This window comes from Paracidovorax oryzae ATCC 19882 (assembly GCF_000687165.1).
GTDB classification, from domain to species: Bacteria; Pseudomonadota; Gammaproteobacteria; order Burkholderiales; family Burkholderiaceae_C; genus Paracidovorax; species Paracidovorax oryzae.
Map to the genome: position 1 here is coordinate 50,124 of NZ_JMKU01000012.1, position 24,772 is coordinate 74,895.

Annotated in this window: 20 protein-coding genes; 4 read left to right on the top strand and 16 right to left on the bottom strand. The window is 67.1% G+C overall.

Translation table 11 applies throughout. From position 1 onward, the window contains the following. Positions 1–28: 28 nt before the first annotated feature. The 13 genes from T336_RS0111855 to T336_RS0111915 form a co-directional block, all read right to left on the bottom strand. Positions 29–4,771: a glutamate synthase-related protein gene (locus T336_RS0111855; protein ID WP_026432697.1), complete on the bottom strand. Its 4,743-nt coding sequence runs from the start codon at positions 4,769–4,771 to the stop codon at positions 29–31. A 168-nt stretch (positions 4,772–4,939) separates the two neighbouring features. Next, entirely contained in the window at positions 4,940–5,644 is a 705-nt protein-coding gene (locus tag T336_RS0111860) for a transposase (protein WP_026432698.1), read from the bottom strand. 86 nt (positions 5,645–5,730) lie between these two features. Then, positions 5,731–6,693: a class I SAM-dependent methyltransferase gene (locus tag T336_RS0111865; protein ID WP_026432699.1), complete on the bottom strand. Its 963-nt coding sequence runs from the start codon at positions 6,691–6,693 to the stop codon at positions 5,731–5,733. After that, positions 6,690–7,325, bottom strand: a complete 636-nt coding sequence (locus T336_RS0111870) for a DUF1415 domain-containing protein (protein ID WP_026432700.1) — start codon at positions 7,323–7,325, stop codon at positions 6,690–6,692. Before T336_RS0111870 ends, T336_RS0111865 begins: the two co-directional genes overlap by 4 nt. A 91-nt stretch (positions 7,326–7,416) precedes the next feature. Beyond that, entirely contained in the window at positions 7,417–8,676 is a 1,260-nt protein-coding gene (locus T336_RS0111875) for a deoxyguanosinetriphosphate triphosphohydrolase (protein WP_035225837.1), read from the bottom strand. Positions 8,677–8,698: 22 nt separating this feature from the next. Then, the gene (gene aroB / locus T336_RS0111880) at positions 8,699–9,829 is read right to left on the bottom strand and encodes a 3-dehydroquinate synthase (protein ID WP_209435960.1); all 1,131 of its coding nucleotides are present in this window, start codon (positions 9,827–9,829) and stop codon (positions 8,699–8,701) included. Between the two features lie 112 nt (positions 9,830–9,941). Then, a complete protein-coding gene (locus T336_RS0111885) occupies positions 9,942–10,493 on the bottom strand; it encodes a shikimate kinase (RefSeq protein WP_019702612.1) in 552 nt (183 codons plus the stop codon). Then, entirely contained in the window at positions 10,475–12,310 is a 1,836-nt protein-coding gene (locus tag T336_RS0111890; RefSeq protein ID WP_019702611.1) for an Ig-like domain-containing protein, read from the bottom strand. Before T336_RS0111890 ends, T336_RS0111885 begins: the two co-directional genes overlap by 19 nt. 33 nt (positions 12,311–12,343) lie before the next feature. Beyond that, positions 12,344–14,491, bottom strand: coding sequence for a type IV pilus secretin PilQ (locus T336_RS0111895; protein ID WP_019702610.1), 2,148 nt, complete (start codon positions 14,489–14,491; stop codon positions 12,344–12,346). Next, on the bottom strand, positions 14,488–15,033 hold the full coding sequence (locus tag T336_RS0111900; protein WP_019702609.1) for a pilus assembly protein PilP: 546 nt from the start codon (positions 15,031–15,033) through the stop codon (positions 14,488–14,490). The genes T336_RS0111895 and T336_RS0111900 overlap by 4 nt, the downstream gene beginning before the upstream one ends. Then, positions 15,030–15,716 (bottom strand): type IV pilus inner membrane component PilO, encoded by a 687-nt coding sequence (locus tag T336_RS0111905; RefSeq protein ID WP_035225841.1) that lies wholly within the window; start codon positions 15,714–15,716, stop codon positions 15,030–15,032. Before T336_RS0111905 ends, T336_RS0111900 begins: the two co-directional genes overlap by 4 nt. Beyond that, complete coding sequence (locus T336_RS0111910) at positions 15,713–16,327, bottom strand: PilN domain-containing protein (protein WP_013593433.1); 615 nt, start codon at positions 16,325–16,327, stop codon at positions 15,713–15,715. Before T336_RS0111910 ends, T336_RS0111905 begins: the two co-directional genes overlap by 4 nt. After that, positions 16,324–17,403, bottom strand: a complete 1,080-nt coding sequence (locus tag T336_RS0111915; RefSeq protein ID WP_019702607.1) for a pilus assembly protein PilM — start codon at positions 17,401–17,403, stop codon at positions 16,324–16,326. Before T336_RS0111915 ends, T336_RS0111910 begins: the two co-directional genes overlap by 4 nt. A 274-nt stretch (positions 17,404–17,677) precedes the next feature. Between T336_RS0111915 and T336_RS0111920 the strand changes: the two genes are divergently transcribed. Further along, on the top strand, positions 17,678–20,071 hold the full coding sequence (locus T336_RS0111920; protein WP_013593431.1) for a penicillin-binding protein 1A: 2,394 nt from the start codon (positions 17,678–17,680) through the stop codon (positions 20,069–20,071). Between the two features lie 99 nt (positions 20,072–20,170). Here the strand turns inward: T336_RS0111920 and cyaY are convergent, their stop codons facing one another. Continuing rightward, entirely contained in the window at positions 20,171–20,503 is a 333-nt protein-coding gene (gene cyaY, locus T336_RS0111925; RefSeq protein WP_013593430.1) for an iron donor protein CyaY, read from the bottom strand. Between the two features lie 48 nt (positions 20,504–20,551). Between cyaY and lptM the strand changes: the two genes are divergently transcribed. The 3 genes from lptM (at position 20,552) to T336_RS0111940 (ending at position 23,023) form a co-directional block, all read left to right on the top strand. After that, a complete protein-coding gene (gene lptM, locus T336_RS26060; protein ID WP_235492095.1) occupies positions 20,552–20,830 on the top strand; it encodes an LPS translocon maturation chaperone LptM in 279 nt (92 codons plus the stop codon). Further along, the gene (gene lysA, locus T336_RS0111935) at positions 20,827–22,110 is read left to right on the top strand and encodes a diaminopimelate decarboxylase (protein WP_026432705.1); all 1,284 of its coding nucleotides are present in this window, start codon (positions 20,827–20,829) and stop codon (positions 22,108–22,110) included. Before lptM ends, lysA begins: the two co-directional genes overlap by 4 nt. A 76-nt stretch (positions 22,111–22,186) precedes the next feature. After that, complete coding sequence (locus T336_RS0111940; protein ID WP_026432706.1) at positions 22,187–23,023, top strand: oxygen-binding di-iron domain-containing protein; 837 nt, start codon at positions 22,187–22,189, stop codon at positions 23,021–23,023. 36 nt (positions 23,024–23,059) lie between these two features. On the opposite strand, the gene msrQ is transcribed toward T336_RS0111940, so the two are convergent. Further along, positions 23,060–23,683, bottom strand: a complete 624-nt coding sequence (gene msrQ, locus T336_RS0111945; RefSeq protein ID WP_026432707.1) for a protein-methionine-sulfoxide reductase heme-binding subunit MsrQ — start codon at positions 23,681–23,683, stop codon at positions 23,060–23,062. 53 nt (positions 23,684–23,736) lie between these two features. Beyond that, positions 23,737–24,732, bottom strand: coding sequence for a protein-methionine-sulfoxide reductase catalytic subunit MsrP (gene msrP / locus T336_RS0111950; protein WP_019702602.1), 996 nt, complete (start codon positions 24,730–24,732; stop codon positions 23,737–23,739). Between the last annotated feature and the right edge of the window lie 40 nt (positions 24,733–24,772).

Sequence of the window (24,772 nt, forward strand, 5' to 3'; positions counted from 1 at the left end):
AAGCGGTGCGTCGTCGGTGCGTGCGGCCTTATTTGGCCGGCACCGCTGTGCGCGCCTTCTCCTGCTCGGGGGCGGCCACCGGCGGGGTGGGCGGCTCCTGCAGCGCCTTGCGTTCGTGGATCTCGGACAGCGCGCGCTTGTATTCCGTGGGGAACACCTTCACGAACTTCGCCCGCGAGGCCGCCCAGTTGTCCAGCAGTTCGCGTGCACGCTTGCTGCCGGTCCAGCGGTTGTGGTCCTCCAGCATCTTCTTGAGCTGCGCCTCGTCGGTCTGGCCGCGGTGCCAGATGCCGGCGTGGGTGGTCGCCATCTGCTCGTCGGAGGGCAGGATGCGGTCCAGCGTCACCATCGACAGGTTGCAGCGCGTGTGGAACAGGCCGTCCTCGTCATAGACGTAGGCCACGCCGCCGCTCATGCCGGCCGCGAAGTTGCGGCCCGTCTTGCCGAGCACCACCACCGTGCCGCCCGTCATGTATTCGCAGCCATGGTCGCCCGTGCCCTCCACCACCGCGGAGGCGCCCGACAGGCGCACCGCGAAGCGCTCGCCCGCCACGCCGCCGAAGAATGCTTCGCCGGTCGTGGCGCCGTACATCACCGTGTTGCCCACGATGGTGTTGCGCGTGGTGTCGCCGCGGAAGTCGATGCTGGGACGCACGATCACGCGGCCGCCCGAGAGGCCCTTGCCGGTGTAGTCGTTGGCGTCGCCGATCAGGTAGAGCGTGATGCCGCGCGTCAGGAACGCGCCGAACGACTGCCCGCCCGTGCCTTCGAGCTGGATGCGGATGGTGTCGTCGGGCAGGCCTTCCGGGTGCACGCGCGTCACCGCGCCCGAGAGCATCGCGCCCACGGAACGGTTCACGTTGCGCGCCACCTCGATGAACTGCACGCGCTCGCCCTTCTCGATGGCGGGCCGGCTGCGCTCGATCAGCTTGCGGTCCAGCGTGTGCTCGATGTTGTGGTCCTGCGTGTCCACGTGGAAGCGCGGCACGTCGGCCGGCACCTGCGGCTGGGCGAACAGGCGGCCGAAATCGAGGCCGCGCGCCTTCCAGTGCGCGATGCCGGCGCGCATGTCGAGCAGGTCGGTGCGGCCGATCAGGTCGTCGAACTTCGCGATGCCCAGCTGCGCCATGATCTGGCGCACTTCCTCGGCGACGAAGAAGAAGTAGTTCACCACGTGCTCGGGCTTGCCCGAGAACTTCTGGCGCAGCACCGGGTCCTGCGTGGCCACGCCCACCGGGCAGGTGTTCAGGTGGCACTTGCGCATCATGATGCAGCCCTCCACCACCAGCGGCGCGGTGGCGAAGCCGAACTCGTCGGCGCCCAGCAGCGCGCCGATGGCGACGTCGCGGCCCGTCTTCATCTGGCCGTCGGCCTGCACGCGGATGCGGCCGCGCAGGCGGTTGAGCACCAGGGTCTGCTGGGTTTCGGCGAGGCCGATCTCCCAGGGCGAGCCCGCGTGCTTGATGGACGACCAGGGCGAGGCGCCCGTGCCGCCGTCATGGCCGGCGATCACCACGTGGTCGCTCTTGCACTTGGCCACGCCGGCCGCGATCGTGCCCACGCCCACTTCGGAGACGAGCTTGACCGAGATGTCGGCGTGCGGCGCCACGTTCTTCAGGTCGTGGATCAGCTGCGCGAGATCCTCGATCGAGTAGATGTCATGGTGCGGCGGCGGCGAGATCAGGCCCACGCCCGGCACGCTGTGGCGCAGCTTGCCGATGTAGTCGGACACCTTGCCGCCGGGCAGCTGGCCGCCCTCGCCCGGCTTGGCGCCCTGGGCCATCTTGATCTGGATCTGGTCGGCCGACGACAGGTATTCGGCGGTGACGCCGAAGCGGCCCGAGGCCACCTGCTTGATGCGCGAGCGCAGCGAATCGCCGTCCTGCAGCGGCAGGTCCACCTCGACGTTGGCAGCGCCGATCACGCTCTTGAGCGTATCGCCCTGCCTGATCGGGATGCCCTTGAGCTCCTGGCGGTAGCGCGCGGCATCCTCGCCACCCTCGCCCGTGTTGCTCTTGCCGCCGATGCGGTTCATCGCCACGGCCAGCGTGGCGTGCGCCTCGGTGGAGATGGAGCCCAGCGACATCGCGCCGGTGGCGAAGCGCTTGACGATCTCCTTGGCCGATTCGACCTGCTCGACGGGGATGGCTTTGGCCGGGTCGAACTTGAACTCGAACAGGCCGCGCAGCGTCATGTGGCGGCGGCTCTGGTCGTTGATGATCTGCGCGTATTCCTTGTAGGTGTTCCAGTTGTTGGCACGCGTGGAATGCTGCAGCTTGGCAATCGCGTCGGGGCTCCACATGTGCTCCTCGCCACGTGCGCGCCAGGCGTACTCGCCGCCTGCGTCCAGCATGGTCTCCAGCACCGGGTCGTCGCCGAACGCGGCCTTGTGCATGCGGATGGCCTCTTCGGCGATCTCGAACACGCCGATGCCTTCCACGCGGCTGGCCGTGCCGGTGAAGTATTTGGCGATGGTGTCGGTGTTCAGGCCGATGGCCTCGAACAGCTGCGCGCCGCAGTAGCTCATGTACGTGGACACGCCCATCTTGGACATGATCTTCGACAGGCCCTTGCCGATCGCCTTCACATAGTTGTAGATGGCCTTCTCCGGCGACAGGTCGCCGGACATGTCCTTGTGCATGTCGGCCAGCGTCTCCATGGCCAGGTAGGGGTGCACGGCCTCGGCGCCATAGCCCGCGAGCACGGCGAAGTGGTGCACCTCGCGCGCCGTGCCGGTCTCCACCACCAGGCCCGCCGTGGTGCGCAGGCCCTCGCGCACCAGGTGCTGGTGGATGGCCGACAGCGCCAGCAGCGCGGGGATGGCCACCTGCGTCGCGCTCACGGCGCGGTCGCTGATGATCAGGATGTTGGCGCCGCCCTTGATCGCGTCCACCGCCTGCGCGCACAGCGAGGCCAGCTTGGCCTCCACGCCCTCGCGGCCCCAGGACAGCGGGTAGGTGATGTCGATCACCGCGCTCTTGAACTTGCCCTGCGTGTGCTGCTCGATGTCGCGCAGCTTGGCCATGCCGGCGAAGTCGAGCACGGGCTGGCCCACTTCGAGCCGCATCGGCGGGTTGACCTGGTTGATGTCCAGCAGATTGGGCTTCGGCCCGATGAAGCTCACGAGCGACATCACGATCGCTTCGCGGATCGGGTCGATCGGCGGGTTGGTCACCTGCGCGAACAGCTGCTTGAAATAGTTGTAGAGCGGCTTGTTCTTGCCCGAGAGCACGGCCAGCGGGCTGTCATTGCCCATGGAGCCGATGCCCTCCTCGCCGTTCTTCGCCATCGGGGCCATCAGGAACTTGATGTCCTCCTGCGTGTAGCCGAAGGCCTGCTGGCGGTCCAGCAGCGGCAGCTCGGCCGGCAGCGGCGCGACCGGCACGTCGCTGCCGACGCTGTCGAGCTTGATGCGCAGGTTCTCGATCCACTGCTTGTAGGGCTTGGTGTTGACGATGTTGGCCTTGAGCTCGTCGTCGTCGATCATCCGGCCCTGCTCCAGGTCGATCAGGAGCATCTTGCCGGGCTGCAGGCGCCACTTGCGCACGATCTTGTTCTCGGGCACGGGCAGCACGCCGGACTCGGAGGCCAGGATCACGATGTCGTCGTCGGTCACGCAGTAGCGCGAGGGGCGCAGGCCGTTGCGGTCCAGCGTGGCGCCGATCTGGCGGCCGTCGGTGAACACGATGGAGGCCGGGCCGTCCCAGGGTTCCATCATGGCGGCGTGGTATTCGTAGAAGGCGCGGCGGCGGCCGTCCATGGTGGCATGCTGCTCCCACGGCTCGGGGATCATCATCATCACGGCCTGGCTGATCGGATAGCCGGCCATGGTCAGCAGTTCGAGGCAGTTGTCGAACGTGGCGGTGTCGGACTGGTCTGCGAAGCTGATCGGGTAGAGCTTCTTCAGGTCCGGGCCCAGCACGGGCGAGGCCATCACGCCTTCACGCGCGCGCATCCAGTTGTAGTTGCCCTTGACGGTGTTGATCTCGCCGTTGTGCGCCACGTAGCGGTACGGGTGGGCGAGCGGCCACTCGGGGAAGGTGTTGGTGGAGAAGCGCTGGTGCACGAGGCCGATGGCCGAGACGCAGCGCGGGTCCTGCAGGTCGAGGTAGTAGGTGCCCACCTGGTCGGCCAGCAGCAGGCCCTTGTAGACCACGGTGCGGCTCGACATGCTGGGAACGTAGTATTCCTTGCTGTGCTTGAGCTTCAGGCTCTGGATGGCGGCGCTGGCCGTCTTGCGGATCACGTAGAGCTTGCGCTCCAGCGCATCCTGCACGATCACGTCGTTGCCGCGGCCGATGAAGACCTGGCGCAGGATGGGCTCCTTGGTGCGCACGGTGGGCGACATCGGCATCTCGACGTTCACCGGCACGTCGCGCCAGCCCAGCAGCACCTGGCCCTCGGCCTTGACGGCGCGCTCCATCTCCTGCTCGCAGGCCAGGCGCGATGCGTGCTCCTTGGGCAGGAAGATCATGCCCACGCCGTACTCGCCGGCGGGCGGCAGGGTGACGCCCTGGCGGGCCATCTCTTCGCGGTAGAGCGCGTCCGGGATCTGGATCAGGATGCCGGCGCCGTCGCCCATCAGCTTGTCGGCACCCACGGCACCGCGGTGGTCGATGTTCTCGAGGATCTTCAGCGCCTGGGTGACGATGTCATGGCGCTTCTCGCCCTTGATGTGGGCCACGAAGCCGAGGCCGCACGCATCGTGCTCGTTGGCGGATGCATACAAACCGTGCTGTTGCAGGTGCTGGATTTCGGCGGCCGTCGTCATGGCGCACTCCTCAAGAAAAATCGCGGGGAGCCCGAGCGTATTGCATGACGTTATGCGGAGCAAGCATTTTAAATCAGGGTCAGATAAGCAATATTCTTCCCATACGATTCATCAACATTTAATAAGGGACACATCAAAACTGGCAAATGGGCATTCACATGCCTGCGCTCAGCCCTCGGGAGGCACGAGGCGCTTGCGCGGGCGCCCTGCCTGCGCCTTCGTCACCCGCCGCGCCGTCTGGGACTGCAGCGCTGCGGCGAACTCCGCATCGCCGAGCGCCCATCCCGACAGCGTCGCGTCGGTAATGCGCTTGCAGTCCTGCGCGGAGAGTCCGGCGTGCACCAGCGCGCCATAGGCAGCCTCGCGCGCGAAAGGGGTGTTCCCCAAGGCCCAGTAGAGCGCGTGCGGCGTCACCAGCCGGTCGGGCCGCAGGCCCAGAGCATGCGCATGGCTGGACCAGGGGTACTCCGCGGGATCGGCCACCAGGCCGGCGCGCACCGGGTTCAGGTCGATATAGGCCATGCAGGCCAGCAGGTAGCGCGCAGGATCGAGAACGGTGGAACGGTAGCGCCCTTCCCACAGCGTTCCCGTGCGCCCGTGGCGCTGGTTGAAGGCGCGCACGTAGCGGCGGCCCACGGCCTGCATCAGCAGCGGCAGGCCCTCGGCCGTGCGTGGCGTGGCCAGCAAATGGAAGTGGTTGTCCATCAGCACGTAGGCGTGGACCGCCACGTCGAAGGCACGCGCTTGATCGGCGAGCGATTCGAGCAGCATCTCGCGGTCCTGCCGGTCCACGAAGACCGCCTGCCGGTTGTTGCCCCGGTGGATCACGTGGTGCGGATAACCGGGAAGGGTCAGGCGGGGAAGGCGGGCCATGGTCGGGCACGAAGGGAGCGGCGGGGCTGCGATATTAGACCCGCCGTGGACGGCCGCCCTGACAAGCCGCTACGCACTTTGCCGGCTCAGGCGGGCACGTCGTGGGCAGCCGCCCTGCCCTCGTCCGGGCTAGCACCTTCGTCGCCCGCCAGGCCGAAACGCGAACCGAGGTCCCGCTCCAGTCCGAACTCGGAGAGGATCGCACGCAGCCGCTCGGCCGCGCTGCGCTTGCGCTGGCCGGTGTGTCGCGCCACGATCAACTCGTTCTTCATGCTGTGCTCCCAGCCCACCAGCTCCGTCACCGTGACCTGGTAGCCGCTGGCTTCCAGGTACAGGCAGCGCAGCACATTGGTCAGTTGGCTGCCCAGTTCGCGGGTGTGCAGCGGATGCCGCCACAACTCGGCCAGCGGCGTGCGCGCCAGGGCCAGCGCCTTGTGCTGCCGCAGGCAGGCCGCCACTTCCGCCTGGCAGCACGGCACCAGCACCATGGCGCGCGCCTGCTTGGCCAGCCCGAAGGCGATCGCGTCGTCGGTGGCGGTATCGCAGGCATGCAGCGCCGTCACCACGTCGAAACGCGCGGGAAGTGCATCGGCCTGCATGGAGTCGGCCACGCTGAGGGCCAGGAACGACATGCGATCAAAACCCAGGCGCTGCGCCAGCGACTGCGAGCGCTCCACCAGTTCGGCGCGCGTCTCGATGCCGTAGATGTGACCGCGGCCCAGCTCCCGGAAGAACAGGTCGTAGAGGATGAAGCCGAGGTACGACTTGCCCGCGCCATGGTCCGCCAGCGTGGGCGCCTGCCCGTCCTGCGCAAACTCGCGCAGCAGGGGTTCGATGAACTGGAACAGGTGGTACACCTGCTTGAGCTTGCGGCGCGAATCCTGGTTGAGCCGGCCTTCGCGCGTGAGGATGTGCAGTTCCTTGAGCAACTCCACGGACTGGCCGGGGCGCAGCTCCTGCAGCACCTGGGCGTCCGCACCCGTACCTGCATTGCCGCGTGCCACCGGGGTCTTCGGCACCTGCGCGGCCGTCCGGGTGGCCTTCTTCATGCCCCGCTCCGCGTGCCGCCATGCGCCACAGGACAGCGCGGCCCGACATCGAGCGCCGCCCAGCCGTCGGCACCCAGTTCCTCGAGCATCTCGATGTTGCGTTCGAAGATCGCCTCTGCCTCGGGGAAAGCCTCCACGGCCCGGTCGATGCTCTCTTCGCGCAGCAGGTGCAGCGTGGGGTACGGCGCCCGGTTGGTGGCGTTGCCCACGTCGTCCACTTCCGTGCCCGCGAACTGGAAGCGCGGATGGAACGACGCCACCTGCAGGATGCCGCCCAGGTCCATGGCCTCGACGAGGTCGTCGGCCAGGCCGAGGAAATCATTGAAGTCGAGAAAATCCTCCATGCAGCGCGGCGCCATCAGCAGCGTGGTGTCGCGTTGCTCGGGGGAAGCCTCGGCCAGGGCCTCCAGCTCGCGCTGCAGGTCGTCGATGAGCGCGCGGGCATCCTCGGCCTCGCTCACCACGTAGTGGACCTGGCCCTTGACGTGCACGGACTTGGCGAAGGGGCAGAGGTTCAGCCCGATGACCGCACGCTCCAGCCAGCGGACCATGTCGTCGATCACGGTCTGCTGCATGGTGGATGCGCTCGCGGCGTCGGATGGCGGCACCGCGTCGGCGGAGGGTTCGGTCATGGGGTCTTTCGGCAAGGCTGGCGCGTGTATCGGCAGGAGGACGATTTTATCGGCCCTTCCCGCCGCACCCCCGGCACCGCCGCTGCCACGCTCAAGACAGCAGCCGGTGGCCCGTGAGCCGCTCGTGCTCGCGCACTGCGAAACGGTCCGTCATGCCGGCGATGAAGTCGGCGACGACGCGGGCATGGGGCATGCCGCCGGCATCGGAGGCCGCCTCCTGCGCCGCCACGGCGCGGTCGGCGAACCGGTGCTTCATTTCCGAAGGCCGCTGCGCGTAGATACCGAACAGGTCGCGCACCACCTGCTGGGCGTGGCCGGTGGTTTCCATCACCTGCGGATGGCGGTAGAGGTTCTGGAACAGGAAGCGCTTGAGTTCCAGGGACTGCACACGCATCGCTGCACTGAAAGCCACCATCGGCGGCATCCCGCGCACATCGTCCGCCGTGCGTGGCGCAGCCTGCGCCAGCGCGGCCTCGGTGGCGCCGATCACGTCGTACACCTGGGCGCTCAGCATGCGGCGGATGGCCTCGTGCAACAGCCGGCGCTGTGCCTTCGGCGCGCCCAGGTGCGGATGTTCCCGTTCGGCATCGGCCCGGAACCGGTCGAACAGCGGCACATCGCGCAGTTGGGCCAGCGTGATCAGGCCGGAACGCACGCCATCGTCGATATCGTGGGCGTTGTAGGCGATCTCGTCGGCCAGGTTGCAGAGCTGCGCTTCCAGGCCGGGCTGCTCCCGGCGCAGGAACCGCGCCCCCACGCCGCCGGGCTCCGAGGCCTCCAGCCGCTCGGCGTTGGCGCGCGAGCAATGCTTGAGGATGCCTTCGCGCGTCTCGAAAGTCAGGTTCAGGCCGTCGTAGTCCGGGTAGCGCTCCTCCAGCGCATCCACCACGCGCAGGCTCTGCAGGTTGTGCTCGAAGCCGCCGTACGGGGCCATGCACGCATTCAGCGCGTCCTGGCCCGCGTGCCCGAAAGGCGTGTGCCCCAGGTCGTGCGCCAGCGAAATCGCCTCGACCAGGTCCTCATTGATGCGCAATGACCGCGCGATGGAGCGCCCCAGTTGCGCGACCTCGAGCGAATGCGTGAGCCGGGTGCGGAACAGGTCGCCCTCGTGGTTCAGGAACACCTGGGTCTTGTACACCAGCCGGCGGAACGCGGTCGAATGCACGATGCGGTCACGGTCGCGCTGGTATTCAGTGCGCGTGGGCGCTGGAGCCTGCGGATGGCGGCGGCCACGCGTCCGGGCGGGGTCGCTGGCATAGGACGCGAGCGGGCCGGTCACCTGGCCCGCGGCGTCCTCCACCGCGGTGGCACCGGTCCGCCCGGCTGCGCCGGGGGAATGCATGTCCGCCATCGGGCGCTCCCGCATGTCCAGCTCACGCGCAGCAGGCGTCGATGACCTCGCGCACCAGCGCGTCAGGCGCGGGGCGCACGGCAGCCCGGCCCGGTCCGTCGATGACGACGAAACGGATCTCGCCCCCTTCCGACTTCTTGTCCAGGCGCATGAGTTCCAGGTAGCGGCCGGCATTGTCGGCGGGATCGAGCACGGCACCGCGCACGGGAAGGCCGGCACGCTCGACGAGGCGGCGCAGCCGCGCGGTGAATGCATCGTCCACCAGGCCCAGCCGGCGCGACAGCTCGGCGGCCATCACCATGCCCGCCCCCACGCCCTCTCCGTGCAGCCACACGCCATAGCCCATGCCCGCCTCGATCGCGTGCCCGAAGGTATGGCCGAAGTTCAGGATGGCACGCAGGCCGGCCTCACGCTCGTCCTGCCCCACCACCCAGGCCTTGATTTCGCAGCTGCGGCGCACGGCGTGGGCCAGGGCCGCGTGGTCGCCCGCGCGCAGGGCCTCGACGTGGTCCTCGAGCCAGGCCAGGAATTCCATGTCCGCGATCGGGCCGTACTTGATGACCTCGGCCAGGCCCGCGCTCAACTCCCGCGCGGGCAGCGTCGCCAGGGTGGCGAGGTCGCACACCACGAGCTGCGGCTGGTAGAACGCCCCGATCATGTTCTTCCCCAGGGGATGGTTGATGGCCGTCTTGCCGCCCACCGAGGAATCCACCTGCGCGAGCAGGGTCGTGGGCACCTGCACGAAAGGCACGCCGCGCATGTAGCTCGCGGCCGCGAAGCCGGTCATGTCGCCCACCACGCCGCCGCCCAGCGCGAAAAGCACCGTCTTGCGGTCGCAGCCGTGCGACAGCAGCGTATCGAAAATGCGGTTCAGCGTGGGCCAGTCCTTGTGCTCCTCGCCGTCCGGCAGCACGGCCAGGACGACCTCGGCATAGTGCGCGGACAGCGCTGCGCGCAGGGCCTCGGCATAGAGCGGAGCGACAGTCTCATTGGTCACGACCAGCGCGCAGGCGGCCCTGGGCAGCGCGCCATAGGTCCGGGCATCGCCCAGCAGGCCCGCCCCGATCTCGATGCCGTAGCTCCGGTCGCCCAGCGCGATCTCCACGCGGCCGGCATGCGCCTGCATCGCGGCCGGCGCCACGGACGGGGCCATGTGGTCCGGCGCGGTGGCGCCGGTACGGGGGGGCGGGAGGGGCCGGTCGGTATCTCGAACGGAAAATGCGTCGGCAGTCATGCCGTGGAGTCTATCGGCTTCCGTCAGGCCTTCACGGGGAGGTCGGATGGATGCCTGCCAGCTCCAGCTGCATGGCGATGTGCTGGACCAGGGCGGCCACGTTCTTGCCACGCTCCGGCGAGATGACGAAATGGGCCGCCTCCCGGTAGAGCGGATCCCGCTCGCGCTGCAGTTCGCGGAGCCGGTCCAGCGGCGATTCCACCTGCAGCAGGGGCCGCGTCTGGTCGTGGCGGATGTGCCGGAAGATTTCCTCCGGCGAAGCGTTCAGGTAAACGACCGTGCCCCGCTCGCGCAGGCGCGCCCGGTTGCCGGGCCGTACCACGACCCCGCCGCCCGTGGCCAGCACCTGCGGCCGAACCTCCGGGCCGGTCAGTTCGTGGATGACTTCCTCCTCCAGGTCGCGGAAGGCGGCTTCGCCTTCACGATCGAAAAAACCACGGATCGAGCCGCCGATGCGCTGCTCGATCACGTGGTCCGAATCGATGAAGGGCAGACCCAGCCGCCGGGCGAGATGCCGCCCGACGGTGGATTTACCCGAGCCTGGAAGGCCGATGAGGTGGATGCTCAGTTGGGATCCGTGCAATTGTTGATGCTGCCGAAAGGACTGACCTGCGAGGCGGGAGGCACCTGCGCGTTCGTCATGTCGGAAGCCGCCGCCCCAGCGAAGAAACTGAAGAACGTGCTGGATTCCGTGCCCGCTACGATGGCCTTGGCGGCCAGTTCGATCTGCAGCCAATTGGCATATTGCTGCCCGTAGGTCAACGTGAACGTAGCGCTGCCCGTGGCATCCGTGGTCACGGAGGCCGGTGCGATGGCTGCAGGCAACCCCGGGCTCAGGCGGCCGTTGCCGTCCCGGTCTTCGCCCGGATCGAGGATGCCGTTGCGGTTGGCGTCTTCATTGAGGCAGAAGGCCGGGGGATTGTCCCTGTAGGTCCAGACACTGTTGGTCTTGTCGAAGAGCAGAATGCCCTTGCCATACAGCGGCGCCCAGTACGACAGCGCCACATTCTGGTTGGCCACCGGCGCACCGGTGGCGTCCGTGACCTGCACGGAGTACGTAGTGCGGTAGGTGGTCGTCAGCTTCTCGATCTGGTTGTTGGCCGCGATGGAGATGAAGAGTGCCTGGTTGCTCACCGTCAGGGACGACACGGCACTGATGCTGGTGTTGGCCACGTTGGCGCGGATCTGCACGCCATTGGCAGCGGTCGAGGTGGCGCCGGCCACGAACACATCGGTCGCCAGGCCGTTGGCATCGGTCACCGCCGTGCCCGTCTTGATGGCACCGCCGCTCAGGTCCTGCACCACGGTGAAGAACACGGTCTTGCCCTTGACGGCATTGCCTGCGGCATCGCGCACGGTGGCGCGCAGCTGCACCTGGCTGGCGCTGCTGCCGGCCGGGTTGGGTGCCAGGGCTGCCGAAGAGGTCTGCAGCACCAGCGTCGCCGGAGTGGAGGCCACGAAGTTCAGCGGCAGGGTCGTGATGGCGTTTTCGTCCACGCGGGCGCTCACCGTGGCGACGCCCACCGACGGAGACGTCACCTGCACCGTGGCCGAGCCCGTCGCATCGGTGACCGCCTGGGTGGGCGTCACGGTGCCGCGCGTCGTACCGAACGAAACGGTCTTGCCCGCCACGCCGGCATTGCCCGACAGGTAGCGCACCGTGACCGTGCTCGTGCTGTTGATCTCCACCTCCGTGTTGGCGGCAGGGGCCGTGAAGGCGAAATTCACGCTGCTGACGCTGATGGTGAGCGCCTGCGACGCACCTGCGCCCTGGATGGTCAGCGTGTCCGTGCCGCTGCGGGTGGCCGCATAGGTCAGAGTCACCGAGCCGTTCGCATCCGTGGTGGCGCTGCTGGCGGTGACGGCATTGCCCAGCGACGACGACGCGGTCACCGCGACGCCGGCAAGGGCAGCCCCGCCGCTGTCGCGCAAGGACACGGCGAAGTTGGTCGTCGCACCCGTCAGCATGGACGTCGCGCCCGATGCCGTCAGCGTGGTGCCCGAGACCGGGATGGTCGCCTTCTGCGTGATGGAGCCCGATGCCACCGTCACCACGATGTCGCGGTTGGAACGGTCCGTGCCGGCGGTGAGGATGGCCGTGGCGCGGCCGTCCGTGCCGGTGGCAGCCGCCACGCTGGCCAGCGTGCCGCTGCTTGCGCTGAAGGTCACCGGCTTGGACGCGATGGCGTTGTTGGAGGCGTCCTTCAGCACGGCCGTGACCGTCACGCCCGTGGTGTCGGCGGATGCCAGCGTCGTCGCCGAGGTCAGTACCTCGATGGATGCCACGGTCGGCGTCGTGGTGCCGCCGCCGCTTCCGCCGCCGCCGCTGCTTCCACCGCTCCCACCACCTCCTCCACACGCTGCAAGCGTGGCAGCCAGCGTCACCGCGATGGCTCTCATCAAAGCTTTCATTCGTTCACCTTCGTTTGCTTTTTAACGGACCGGACCTTTGTCCGAAATCACCTTCGGCGTGATGAACACCAGCATCTCGCGCTTGGTGGACTCACGGGTCCTGTTTTTGAAGAGGTTGCCGACGACCGGCACGTCTCCCAGCAGGGGGATCTTGTTTTCCTGGTTGGTTTCCTCCAACCGGAAGATCCCGCCGATCACCACGGTCCCGCCGTTCTCCACCAGAACCTGCGTCTTGACGTGGTTCGTGTCGATGGCGACGCCCTGCGTGGTCGTCTCTCCCTTGCTGTCCTTGTTCACATCCAGGTCGAGGATGATGTTGCCTTCCGGCGTGATCTGGGGAGTGACCTCCAGCTTCAGCACCGCCTTCTTGAAGGCGATGGTGGTCGCACCGTTCGGGGCCGTCACCGAGTACGGGTACTCGGTACCCTGCTCGATGAGGGCTTTGGTCTGGTCTGCCGTGATGAGGCGGGGGCTCGACACCACCTTGCCCTGGCCGTCGGCCTCCATGGCGGACAGCTCCAGGGTCAGGAAGCGGTTCGCTGCGGAATTGAAGAGCGTCAGCGCGAAGTTGCCGAAGCTGGCACCCGACGAGAGCGCGGCCGGCAGGTTCACGAAGGTGGATCCGGCAGCATCCGAACCCGTCGCCACCGTTCCGCCTCCGCCGCTCGATGCGACCGCGTTGTTGTAGCTGGTGCCGATCGCGAGGCGGTTGTTGCCGCCCACGCTGTAGCCGCCGTCTCCCCCGCGGTTGGCCCGCAGGTCGGCGCCGCCCAGGCGCACGCCCAGGGAGCGGCCGAAGGTGTCCCGCGCCTCGACGATGCGGGCCTCGATCATCACCTGGCGCACGGCCACGTCCAGCGTGCTGAGCAGCTGGCGCACCTCTTCCAGCTTGGCTGGCGTATCGGTGACGAAGAGCTGGTTGGTGCGGGGTTCGGCGATCGCGCTGCCGCGTTCGGACAGGAAGCGCGTGGAGGTGCCGGTGCTGCCGGTGCTGTTGTTGGCCAGCTGGACCACCATGTCGGCCGCCTTGGCGTAGTTGAGCTGGAAGGCCTGCGTGCGCAGCGGCTCGAGCTTCTGGATGGCCAGCGCCGCCTCATAGTCCTTCTTCGTACGCGCGTCGATCTCGTCCTTCGGGGCGATCCACAGCACGGTGCCGGACTTGCGCATGCCCAGGCCCTTGGCATCCATGATGATCTGCAGCGCCTGGTCCCACGGAACATCCTTGAGCCGGAGCGTGAGGGCGCCGGTCACCGTGTCGGACGTGACGATGTTGAAATTGGTGAAGTCCGCGATCACCTGCAGCAGCGAGCGCACTTCGATGTTCTGGAAGTTGAGCGACAGCTTCTCGCCGCTGAACCCCGGGCCCTGGCTCAGCTTGTTCAGATCGACCTTCTTCTGCCGCACCTCGACCACGAACTGGTTGTCGCTCTGGTAGGCGCTGTGCTCCCATTCCCCGATGGGCTCGATCGTCATGCGCACGCGCTCGCCCTGGGTGGTGGTGGTCACGGTGCGCACGGGCGTGCCGAAGTCCGTGACGTCGAGGCGCCTGCGCAACCCCTCGGGCAGCGAGGACTTGAGGAATTCCACCACGAGGTTGTTGCCCTGCTTGCGCAGGTCCACGCCCACCTGGTTGTTGGCCAGGCCGACGATGACCCGGCCGGCGCCATCGGTGCCGCGGCGGAAGTCCACGTCGCGCAGCGGGAGCACGTCGGTGTTGCGGTTCTCGGCGAACACCGCAGGAGCGGCCGCACTGGCCACGGCCCCGCCGGACACGGGCTCCAGCGACACCATGAGGGCGGAACCCTGCACTTCCGCCTTGTAGGACGTCGGTTGCTTCAGATTGAGGACCACCCGCGAACGGTCGCCTGCCTGGACGATGTTCACCGACTTCAGGTTGCCCTGGTTCACCTCGACCAGCGACTTGCCCGTCCCGTTGGTGGTGTTGGGGAAGTCCAGCGCGATGCGGGCGGGCGCCTGGATCGCGAAGCCCGAAGGCACGGCGCCGAGCGGCTGCGACAGCTCGATGCGGACCATTTCCGTGCCACCCTGCATCACGCCCTTGACCGACTCGATCGCAGCCTGCGCATGGGCCCAGGTGCTGCAGAACGTGGCTGCGGCAGCCAGCAAGGCCGCCCGGCAGCGAAAACCAAACCATTTCGTTCGAATCATTTCTTCCCCTCTTGGAGATCCAGCGTCGCAGGACGCTCTATCCAGTCGCCCGTGGCGTCCTGGACTATTTCACGCAGCTGAATCGCCGTCTCGGTGATCCGGGTGATCTTTCCGTAGTTCTGCCCCAGGTAATTGCCCACGCGCACCTGGTAGATCAGGTTGTCCACCTTCAGGAGGGCCGTGGGAACACCGTTCTTGTTCAGGCTGCCGACCATGGCCATGGCGTCCAGCGGGTAGGCCTCCAGAGGCTCCTTGCGGCGGGCCATCTCGGGCGCGATCAGCGTCGCGTTGGAGGCAACCTGCGCCGAGTCCCGGCGCAATGCCTGGGTCAGCTTGGCCTGGTTGAACGGATCGGCGGCTCCATCGACGACATAGTTCTCGGGCTGGAACCGCTTGGGCTCGCTCAGGGGCGTGACGTGCGGGCGGGTCGTGGCGCGCAGTTGCGCCATCCACTCGCGCAGTTCGTCCTCGTTGGAGGAGCCGCAGCCCTGCAACGCCGCCACCGCGAACACGGCCAGCGCATACGGAAAATGCCGCTTCATTTCTTTCCTCCGGCAGCCTTGCGCTGGGCCTGGATCTCGTCAGGGTCCAGGTAGCGGAACGTGCGCGCCGTGGCCTCCATGGTCAGCGTGCCGGCCGGCGCGTCCTTCGCGTTCGCGGGCGACAGCGAAATATTGTTCAGCGTGACGATGCGGGAAAGGTTGGCGATGTCCGCCGCGAAGGCGCCGATGTCGTGGTACCTGCCCGTGACCCTGATGGCGATGGGCAGCTCCGCGTAATAGTCGCGCACCACCACCTGCCCCGGACGGAACAGTTCGAACTGCAGGCTGCGCCCCAGGCCCGCCTGGTTGATGTCCGAGAGCAGCGCGGCCATCTCGGCCTTGCTGGGCAGCTGCTTCTCCAGCTGGATCACGTACTGCTGCACCTGCTCGCGCTGCTTCTTCAGGGCGTCCAGGCTCACCGCCTTGACGAGCTTGCGCTGGTAGTCCTCCCGCAGGCTGACCTCCTTCGCACGCTCGGCTTCGAGCTCGTCCTGGTATTCATTGATCTTGAAGAACCACAGGAACGCAGCCACGGCCACGGCGATGAAGACGCACAGCAGCAGCCGGGGCAGGGGCGGCCAGAGGGAGGGGTCCTTCGGATCCAGGTTCCTGAATTGCCGCTGCAGGCTGTCCTGCAGCGCGCCGAAATCCACCGATGCTTTTTTTCTTGTCGCCATCCTCATCCCCCCGCCGCGCGCGGCGCGCTCGCGCCATCCATGGCCTTCTGCGCCTCGCTGGTCCGCATGAGCCGGAAACGCACGTTGAACGAAGCCACCCGGCGCTGGTCCCGGGGACTGAGCGCCACGTTCGCGGCCACGATCTCCACCAGTTCGGGCTTGGAGAACCACGGCGTGTTGTCCGCCAGGTTGCGCAGCATTTCCGAGACCCGCTCGTTCGATTGCGCCATGCCCTGCATGGTGATGACCTGGTCCGCCTGCTTCAGGCTGGTGATGTAGACACCGTCAGGCAATTGCCGCACCAGCTCCGAGAGCAGGTGGACGGGCAGGTTGCGGTCGGACTGGAGATCCTCCACCGCCTTCTGGCGCGCGCGCAGGGCGGCGATTTCTTCCTCGATGGTGGCGATCTCCTTGATCTGGCCCTCGAGGACCTGGATCTCGGACTGCAGGAAGGCATTGCGCCCCTGCTGCTCGCCGATCATCATCTGGAACCACCAATAGACGATGGCGGCAATCGCGAGTCCCGCCAGGAACGACGCGAACATCGCCACCTGGAAGGCTTCCTTGCGGCGCTTCCGGGCTGCCTCGCGGTGGGGCAGCAGGTTGATGAGAATCACTGGAGGAACCTCCGCATGGCGAGCCCGCACGAAGTCAGGTAGGAAGGCGCCTCGCGCACCATCTTCTTGAGACGGACGGAACTTCCGATCTCCATGCCCTCAAAGGGATTGATGGCCGTGCAGGCGCAGCCCGAGTGCTGCGTGACGGCTTCCGTCAGGCCGGGCAGCGGCGCGGAGCCGCCAGCCAGCATGATGTGATCCACCCGGTTGTAGGGCGTACTCGTGAAGAAGAACTGCAATGCACGGCCGATTTCCTGAGCCATGCTTTCCACGAACGGGCGAAGGACGGCCGAGGCATAGTCCTCCGGCAGGTCGCCGCTGCGTTTCTTGCCTTCCGCTTCCTCGGCGGAAAAACCGTATTGCCGCACGATGAGCTGGGTCAGCTGCGCGCCGCCGAAGGCCTGGTCCCTGTCGTAGAGGACCTCTTCATTGCGTATGACCTGCATGCTCGTCGTGAGTGCGCCCACCTCGAACAGCGCCACCAGCGCGTCCTTGCCCTGCTGCGGCAGGGCCTCGATGAGCCGGCCCGCGGCGAGCCGGGACGCGTGGGATTCGATATCGACGATGACCGGCTTCAGCCCGGCGGCCTCGGCCAGTCCCTGCCGGTCCTGCACCTTCTCGCGCCGCGAGGCTGCGATCAGCACGTCCACGTCGCCCGGCGCATTCTTGTTGGGGCCGATGACGCAGAAATCGAGGCTCACCTCGTCGAGGGAGAACGGGATGTACTGGTTGGCTTCGGACTCGACCTGGACCTCGAGTTCCTGCTCCGTCATGCCGCCCGGCAGGGTGATGCGCTTGGTGATGACGGCCGAAGGCGGCAGCGCGAGCGCCACGTTGCGCGTGCGCGTGCCGCTCTTCTTCACCAGGCGGCGCAGGGCCTCGGCGACTTCGTCGAATTTTTCGATGTTGCCGTCGCTGATCCAGCCCCGCTCCAGGGGCTCGATCGCACAACGTTCCAGTACCAGCCCCCCTGCCTTGTCGCGCCCGAGCTCGACCAGCTTGACGCTGGAGGAGCTGATGTCGATGCCCAGCAGCGGCGCAGCCTGGCGACTGAACAAAGATCCCAAAGAGATCAAGATTGGCCCCCTGTAACTCGCCTTATTGACGCAACAAAACTTAACACTTCACATGAATGCTAGCAGTAAGGTTGCGGGGCGGCAAAGCGTTTCCCGCCGCCGAAGCCGCCGTTACGTTGTCAAAAGCAGACGGTTTTCGGCCTGTTGCGGTGCGTTAAATGCACGTGGCCGCAAGCACTGCCGCGTCAGCCGCGGCAGCGGCGGCCCGCCCTGAAAAAAAGTTGATGCAACGCGCGATTTTTTATAATGCCCGGTTGATTTGCACTGGACAGATATGCCGCCTCCCCCGAACGACAAGACAGCTCGCGAGAGCGCTTCCGCCCGTCCCACGTGGCTCCGCTGGCTGCTCAGGAGCCTGGCCTGGCTCTTCGGGATCGCGGCCGCAGGCGCTCTGGGCCTGGGCCTGCTGATCGCCGTCGCGCTGGCGGTCGCCTACCCCAACCTGCCGGACATCTCCGATCTGGCCGACTACCGGCCCAAGCTGCCTCTGCGCGTCTATTCCGCAGAAGGAGCGCTGCTCGGCGAGTTCGGCGAAGAGCGCCGCAACCTCACGCCCATCCAGGACATCCCGAAAGTCATGACCAATGCGGTGCTGGCCATCGAGGATGCCCGCTTCTTCCAGCATGGCGGCGTGGACTACAAGGGCATGGTCCGCGCGGGCCTGGCCAACCTGGGTCGAGTGAAGAGCCAGGGCGCTTCCACCATCACCATGCAGGTGGCGCGCAATGTTTATCTCTCGTCGGAGAAAACAATCACACGCAAAATTTACGAAATATTACTAACATTCAAACTCGAGCACCTGCTGACCAAAAATCAGATTCTCGAGATTTACATGAACCAGATTTATCTGGGCAACAGGGCATATGGTTTCGCCGCGGCATCCGAAGCCTATTTCGGAAAACCGCTGAAATCCATCAGCATTGCCGAGGCGGCGATGCTGGCGGGCCTGCCCAAGGCGCCTTCCGCATACAACCCCATCAGCAATCCCAAGCGCGCCCGCGTGCGCCAGCTCTACATCATCGACCGCATGGTGGAGAACGGCTTCATCACGGCCGAGGAAGGCGCGGCCGCGAAGCAGGAAGACCTGAAGATCCGCCCCGGCGGCCCGGACAATACCCGCATCCATGCCGAATACGTGGCCGAGATGGCGCGCCAGCTCATCTTCGCGCAATATGGCGCCGAAGCCTATACGCGCGGCCTGAATGTCTATACCACCCTCACGGCAGGCGACCAGGAATCCGCGTACCAGGCACTGCGCAAGGGCATCATGGATTACGAGCGTCGCCAGCATTACCGCGGGCCGGAGAAATTCGTCGCCCTGCCCACCGATGCCCAGGAGGCCGAGGATGTCATCGACGACACGCTCGCGAGCCATCCCGACAACGGCGACGTGCTGTCGGCCGTGGTGCTGGAGGCGTCCCCGAAGAAGATCGTGGCGGCGCGCGCCAACGGCGAGCCCATCGAGATCACCGGCGACGGGCTCAAGCCCGCGCAGTCCGGGCTCAGCGACAAGGCTCCGCCCAACATCCGCATCCGCCGCGGCGCGGTGATCCGCATCATCCAGACCCCGAAAAAGACCTGGGACATCACGCAGCTGCCCGAGGTCGAGGGCGCCTTCGTGGCCGTCGATCCCCGCAACGGCGCGATCAAGGCACTCGTGGGCGGCTTCGACTTCGACAAGAACAAGTTCAACCACGTCACCCAGGCGTGGCGCCAGCCGGGCTCCAGCTTCAAGCCCTTCATCTACTCGGCCGCGCTCGAGAAGGGCTTCACGCCCGCGACGGTGGTGAACGACGCCCCGCTGTTCTTCAGCGCCGGCACCACCGGCGGCCAGCCCTGGGAGCCCAAGAACTACGACGGCAAGTACGACGGCCCCATGACCCTGCGCACCGCGCTGGCCAAGTCCAAGAACGTCGTGTCCATCCGCATCCTCCAGGCCGTCGGCCCGAAGACCGCGCAGGACTGGATCACGCGCTTCGGCTTCGACGCAGACAAGCATCCCGCCTACCTGACGATGGCACTGGGTGCCGGATCCGTGACGCCGATGCAGATGGTGTCCGCGTACTCGGTGTTCGCCAATGGCGGCTACCGCGTGAACCCCTACCTCATCACCCGCGTGACGGACCACAAGGGCCGCATCCTGTCCAACTTCGAGCCGCCGGCGACCACCGACAACCCGCGCGCCATCGAAGCCCGCAACGCGTTCGTGATGGACAGCCTGCTGCAGGAAGTGACGCGGTCCGGCACGGCCGCCCGCGCGCAGGCAACCCTCAAGCGCCCGGACATCTACGGCAAGACCGGCACGACCAACGATGCCATGGATGCGTGGTTCGCAGGCTTCCAGCCCACCATCGCGGCGGTCACCTGGATCGGCTACGACACCCCGCGCAACCTGGGCAGCCGCGAAACCGGTGGCGGCCTGAGCCTGCCGGTCTGGATCAGCTTCATGGAACGTGCCCTGAAAGGAGTGCCCGTGGCCGAACCGACGGTGCCGCCGGGCGTGGTGAACGTCGGCGGCGAATGGTTCTACGAGGAATTCGCCCGCAATGCCGGCGTGGCGAGCGTGGGCATGGAAGACCATCCCGCCGCCGCGGTGCCGGGCGCGCCGCCGCAGGCACCGCCCCCGGCGGAAGAGCGCAACCGCATCCTGGACCTGTTCAGGAACTGAACCCCTCGCGCGCGCAGCGCGAGGCGGCGACGGAGGCACCCCGGCTTCGGCCTCGGTGCCTTTTTTACTGGGAAGCCTCCTGGGAAAACGGCCCGGCGCTCAGGCCGCTGAGAACGACAGCGGCATGCCCGCCTGCCGCGACGCGTCCCGGCTCAGGGCCTCGAAGAACTCGCCGGCACCTTTGGTGTCCTTCCATGCACCCTCCTCCAGCCGGTAGTGGTAGCCGCCCGACTGCGCCGCCATCCAGATCTCGTGCAAAGGTTTCTGCAGGTTGATGACGATCTGGCTGCGGTTGGGGAAGGTGATGGTCACCATGCCGCCCGAGCGCTGGGCGTCCAGGTCGGCGTCGGTGGTGTCGTTGATGCGGTCGCAGCCCTGCTCCACCGCCAGCAGCAGTTTCTCGGCATGGTCCAGGAATTCGAGGTCGGTCATTACTTCTACAATTTGCGGATGTTGAGAGCTTCCCAAATTCTAGTCAGCGTGTCCGTCCTTGCTGCCTGTACGGTTGCCGCGCTGACGGGCTGCGGGCAGCGCGGCCCGCTCTACCTGCCGGGCGACCCCGCGGCCAGCCAGCGTGCCACGCTGCCGCAGACGCTCGACCCCATGCGCGACGCACCGACACCCTCGCCGATCCCGGCGCCGTCCCTGGTACCCGCAGAGCCGGCGATGCCGGCTTCGGCGGCGCCCACACCATCGCCTGCCGCATCGCCCGCGCCCTCCCCGGCGTCCTCTCCCGCCTCCGCCCCCACCACTCCATGACGCTGACCGCACTGCCCGGGCACCCCCACATCGCCTACCGGGGCGACGACCTCTTCATCGAATCCGTTCGTGCCGCCGACCTGGCGCAGGAGCACGGCACTCCGCTCTACGTCTATTCCAAGGCGTCCATGCTCTCGGCCCTGGAGGCCTACCAGCGGGGCTTCGCGGGCCGCAAGGTGCAGATCTGCTACGCCATGAAGGCCAACTCCTCCCTGGCCGTGCTGCAGCTGTTCGCCCGGGCAGGCTGCGGCTTCGACATCGTTTCGGCAGGCGAACTCCGGCGCGTGCTGGCGGCGGGTGGCGAGGCAGGCAAGGTGATCTTCTCGGGCGTGGGCAAGACGCGCCAGGAAATGCGCGAGGCCCTCGAAGCCGGCATCGGCTGCTTCAACGTCGAGAGCGAGCCCGAACTCGAGGTGCTGAGCGAGGTCGCGGTGGCCTGCGGCCGGCGCGCGCCCGTGAGCATCCGCGTGAATCCCAACGTGGATCCGAAGACCCATCCCTACATCTCCACCGGCCTCAAGGGCAACAAGTTCGGCGTGGCCCACGAGCGCACGGTGGCCACCTACCAGCGCGCCGCGGCCCTGCCGGGACTGCAGGTGGTGGGCATCGACTGCCACATCGGCTCGCAGATCACCGAGGCCACGCCCTACCTCGATGCCGTGGACCGCATGCTCGACCTGGTCTCGCAGATCGAGTCGGCCGGCATTCCCATCCACCACATCGACTTCGGCGGCGGCCTGGGCATCGACTACAACGGCGACACGCCGCCCGCGGCGGATGCGCTGTGGACGCAGCTGCTCGCGCGCCTCGACGCGCGGGGCTACGGCGACCGGCAGTTCATGATCGAACCGGGGCGTTCCCTGGTCGGCAATGCAGGCGTCTGCCTGACCGAGGTGCTCTACGTGAAGCCGGGCGAGCAGAAGAACTTCTGCATCGTCGATGCCGCGATGAACGACCTGCCCCGCCCCGCGATGTACCAGGCGTTCCACGGCATCGTGCCGGTGGCCGCGCCTGCCCGGGACATGGCCGCCGCGGTGTACGACGTGGTCGGCCCCGTGTGCGAGAGCGGCGACTGGATCGGCCGGGACCGCACGCTGGCCGTGCGCGCCGGCGACCGTCTGGCCGTTCTGTCCGCAGGGGCCTATTGCAGCTCCATGGGCAGCAACTACAACACCCGCGCACGGCCTGCCGAAGTGCTGGTGGACGGCGGCCAGGCCCACCTGATCCGCGCGCGCGAGCCGCTGGAAGATACGTTCCGCCACGAGAAACTGCCCGGCTGAACGTTCGCTTGATGCGCATCAAGCTCCCGCCGCGCCGGTGTCCGTACATTGGCCGTTTCACGACGGACGGGACGCCATGGCATCGGAACCTCTGGAACTGTATCGAGACAAGCACCACGCGTGCCTGATGTTCTCCGACCTCATCGAGGAGGACGGGCAGGCGGTGCAGGCCAACCAGTTCCTCATCGTGGATGGGGACACCGGGGCGATCATCGATCCGGGCGGCAACCTGGCCTTCAACGAGCTGTTCATGGGCATGAGCAAGCACTTCGCCCCGCACAAGCTCTCCTACCTCATCGCCTCGCACGCCGATCCGGACATCATCGCCTCGCTCGACCGGTGGATGACCAGCACGAAGGCCACGCTGGTGATCTCGCGCATCTGGGAACGGTTCGCGCCGCACTTCACCAAGGTGGGGAAGACCGAGAACCGCGTGATCGGCGTGCCCGACGCCGGCGGCCACCTGCCCCTGGGCCGGCATGAACTGGTGCTGCTGCCCGCGCACTTCATGCATTCCGAGGGCAACTTCCATTTCTACGACCCGGTGAGCAGGATCCTCTTCACGGGGGACCTGGGCGTATCGATGACCTCTGGGGCCGAGGCGCGCGAGCCGGTCACCGACCTGCGCCCGCACATCCCGCGCATGGAAGGCTTCCACCGCCGCTACATGGTCTCCAACAAGATCCTGCGCCTGTGGACCCGCATGGCCCGCCAGCTCGACATCGCCATGCTGGTGCCGCAGCATGGCGCACCCATCATGGGCCGCCAGGCGATCGCGGACTTCTTCGACTGGATCGAGAACCTGCAGTGCGGCATCGACCTGTTCGACGACCGCGCCTACCAGTTGCCCACGGCGCTCATCGATCCGGCCACCCGGCAGGTGCGGCCGGCGCTGCAGGCGGTGCGGGCCTGAGGGCCGGCAACGGCCTTCCCCGACCGGCCCTCTGGGTCACGAAGCCACTGCCCTGGCAGCACGCGCACCGCGCAGTGCCTTCCCGATGCGCCATCCGAGCAGTAGGGCGAGGATCGCCGCGTAGATGGCGACTTCGCCGAAGAAGTTCTTGCCCGCACGCATCCAGAAGAAATGCAGCAGCGCCAGGGCCGAGGCCACGTACACGGCGCGGTGCAGGGCCTGCCAGCGCTTGCCGCCCAGCCAGCGGATGGCCCGGTTGAACGAAGTGGCCGCGAGCACCAGCAGCAGGGCGAAGGCGAGCATGCCCACGAGGATGAAGGGGCGCTTGGCGATGTCGCGCGCAATTTCCGGAATGTCGAACCCCATGTCCAGCCAGGCGTAGCACAGCAGGTGCAGGAGCGCGTAGAAAAAGGCGAACAGCCCGAGCATGCGGCGGAACCGCGCCAGTGCCGGCGTGCCGGTGAGCAGGCGCAGCGGCGTCACCGCCAGCGCGATCCACAGTCCGCGCAAGGCCCAGTCGCCCGACGCACGGATGAGCGCCTCGGCAGGATTGGCTCCCAGGCGATCGGCGAACACGCCATACACCAGCCAGGCGAAAGGCAGCAGGCAGATCGCGAAGACCACCGGCTTGGCGGCGGGGTGCAGCAACAGTTTCTTCATGGTATGTGGCAGGAAGCAGCAAGCCGGAGGCAGCAGCTGCCGCAGCGGGGGCGTCAGTAGAACTTCTTGAGATCCATGCCTGCGTACAGCTGGCCGACCTGCGCTTCATAGCCGTTGAACATCAGCGTCTTGCGCTTCTTGGCGAACAGGCCGTCCTCGCCGATGCGGCGCTCCGTCGCCTGGCTCCAGCGCGGATGGTCCACATTGGGGTTCACGTTGGAATAGAAGCCGTACTCCTGCTTCGCCGCCTTGTTCCAGGCCGTGCCGGGCTCCTTCTCGACGAAACGGATCTTGACAAGGCTCTTGGCGCTCTTGAAGCCGTACTTCCAGGGCACCACGAGGCGCACGGGTGCGCCGTTCTGGTTGGGCAGCACTTCGCCGTACATGCCGAAGGCCAGCAGCGTGAGCGGATGCATGGCCTCGTCCATGCGCAGGCCCTCCGTGTAAGGCCAGTCGAGCACGGGCCGGTCCACGTAGGGCATGGTCTTCTTGTCGGCCAGGGTCACGAACTCCACGTACTTGGCGCTGCCCTGGGGTTCGACGCGCTTGATGAGCTCGGCCAGCGAGTAGCCCACCCAGGGAATGACCATCGACCAGCCCTCGACGCAGCGCAACCGGTAGATGCGCTCTTCCTGGGGGCTGAGCTTGAGCAGGTCCTCGAGGGCGAACTTGCCGGGCTTGTTGACGAGGCCCTCGACTTCCACCGTCCAGGGCGAGGTCTTCAGCGTATGGGCGTTGCGCGCGGGATCGCTCTTGTCCACGCCGAATTCATAGAAGTTGTTGTAGGTGCTGGCGTCCTTGTAGTCGGTCAGCTTCTCGATGGTGGTGGCGCCTGCCACCTTGCTGGGCACCGACGGCAGGGCCGCCAGCTTGCCCGGGCGGGCCGTCTGGGCCAGGGCCTCCCGGCCGGCCCACGTGGCCAGGGCCGCACCGGCCGCGCCCGCGGCCATCAGCTTCATGAGGTCGCGGCGGCCCTCATAGACCGCGCGGGAGGTGATCTCGCTGCCGGCGGGGTGGAGAAAGCCGTCGTCGTGGTTGCGGATGAGCATGGATGGTCCTCGGTGGGGGCGCCTGGGGGAAAGACCCCGG

Coding starts and splice junctions, on each gene's coding strand:
- T336_RS0111900 (WP_019702609.1), bottom strand. CDS start 15,033: ATGAAGCGGCATTTTCCGTATGCGCTGGCCGTGTTCGCGGTGGCGGCG.
- T336_RS0111905 (WP_035225841.1), bottom strand. CDS start 15,716: ATGAGGATGGCGACAAGAAAAAAAGCATCGGTGGATTTCGGCGCGCTG.
- lysA (WP_026432705.1), top strand. CDS start 20,827: ATGACGCTGACCGCACTGCCCGGGCACCCCCACATCGCCTACCGGGGC.
- T336_RS0111895 (WP_019702610.1), bottom strand. CDS start 14,491: ATGATTCGAACGAAATGGTTTGGTTTTCGCTGCCGGGCGGCCTTGCTG.
- T336_RS0111890 (WP_019702611.1), bottom strand. CDS start 12,310: ATGAGAGCCATCGCGGTGACGCTGGCTGCCACGCTTGCAGCGTGTGGA.
- T336_RS0111865 (WP_026432699.1), bottom strand. CDS start 6,693: ATGAAGAAGGCCACCCGGACGGCCGCGCAGGTGCCGAAGACCCCGGTG.
- aroB (WP_209435960.1), bottom strand. CDS start 9,829: ATGGCCCCGTCCGTGGCGCCGGCCGCGATGCAGGCGCATGCCGGCCGC.
- T336_RS0111855 (WP_026432697.1), bottom strand. CDS start 4,771: ATGACGACGGCCGCCGAAATCCAGCACCTGCAACAGCACGGTTTGTAT.
- T336_RS0111940 (WP_026432706.1), top strand. CDS start 22,187: ATGGCATCGGAACCTCTGGAACTGTATCGAGACAAGCACCACGCGTGC.
- msrQ (WP_026432707.1), bottom strand. CDS start 23,683: ATGAAGAAACTGTTGCTGCACCCCGCCGCCAAGCCGGTGGTCTTCGCG.
- cyaY (WP_013593430.1), bottom strand. CDS start 20,503: ATGACCGACCTCGAATTCCTGGACCATGCCGAGAAACTGCTGCTGGCG.
- T336_RS0111875 (WP_035225837.1), bottom strand. CDS start 8,676: ATGGCGGACATGCATTCCCCCGGCGCAGCCGGGCGGACCGGTGCCACC.
- T336_RS0111870 (WP_026432700.1), bottom strand. CDS start 7,325: ATGACCGAACCCTCCGCCGACGCGGTGCCGCCATCCGACGCCGCGAGC.
- msrP (WP_019702602.1), bottom strand. CDS start 24,732: ATGCTCATCCGCAACCACGACGACGGCTTTCTCCACCCCGCCGGCAGC.
- T336_RS0111860 (WP_026432698.1), bottom strand. CDS start 5,644: ATGGCCCGCCTTCCCCGCCTGACCCTTCCCGGTTATCCGCACCACGTG.
- T336_RS0111920 (WP_013593431.1), top strand. CDS start 17,678: ATGCCGCCTCCCCCGAACGACAAGACAGCTCGCGAGAGCGCTTCCGCC.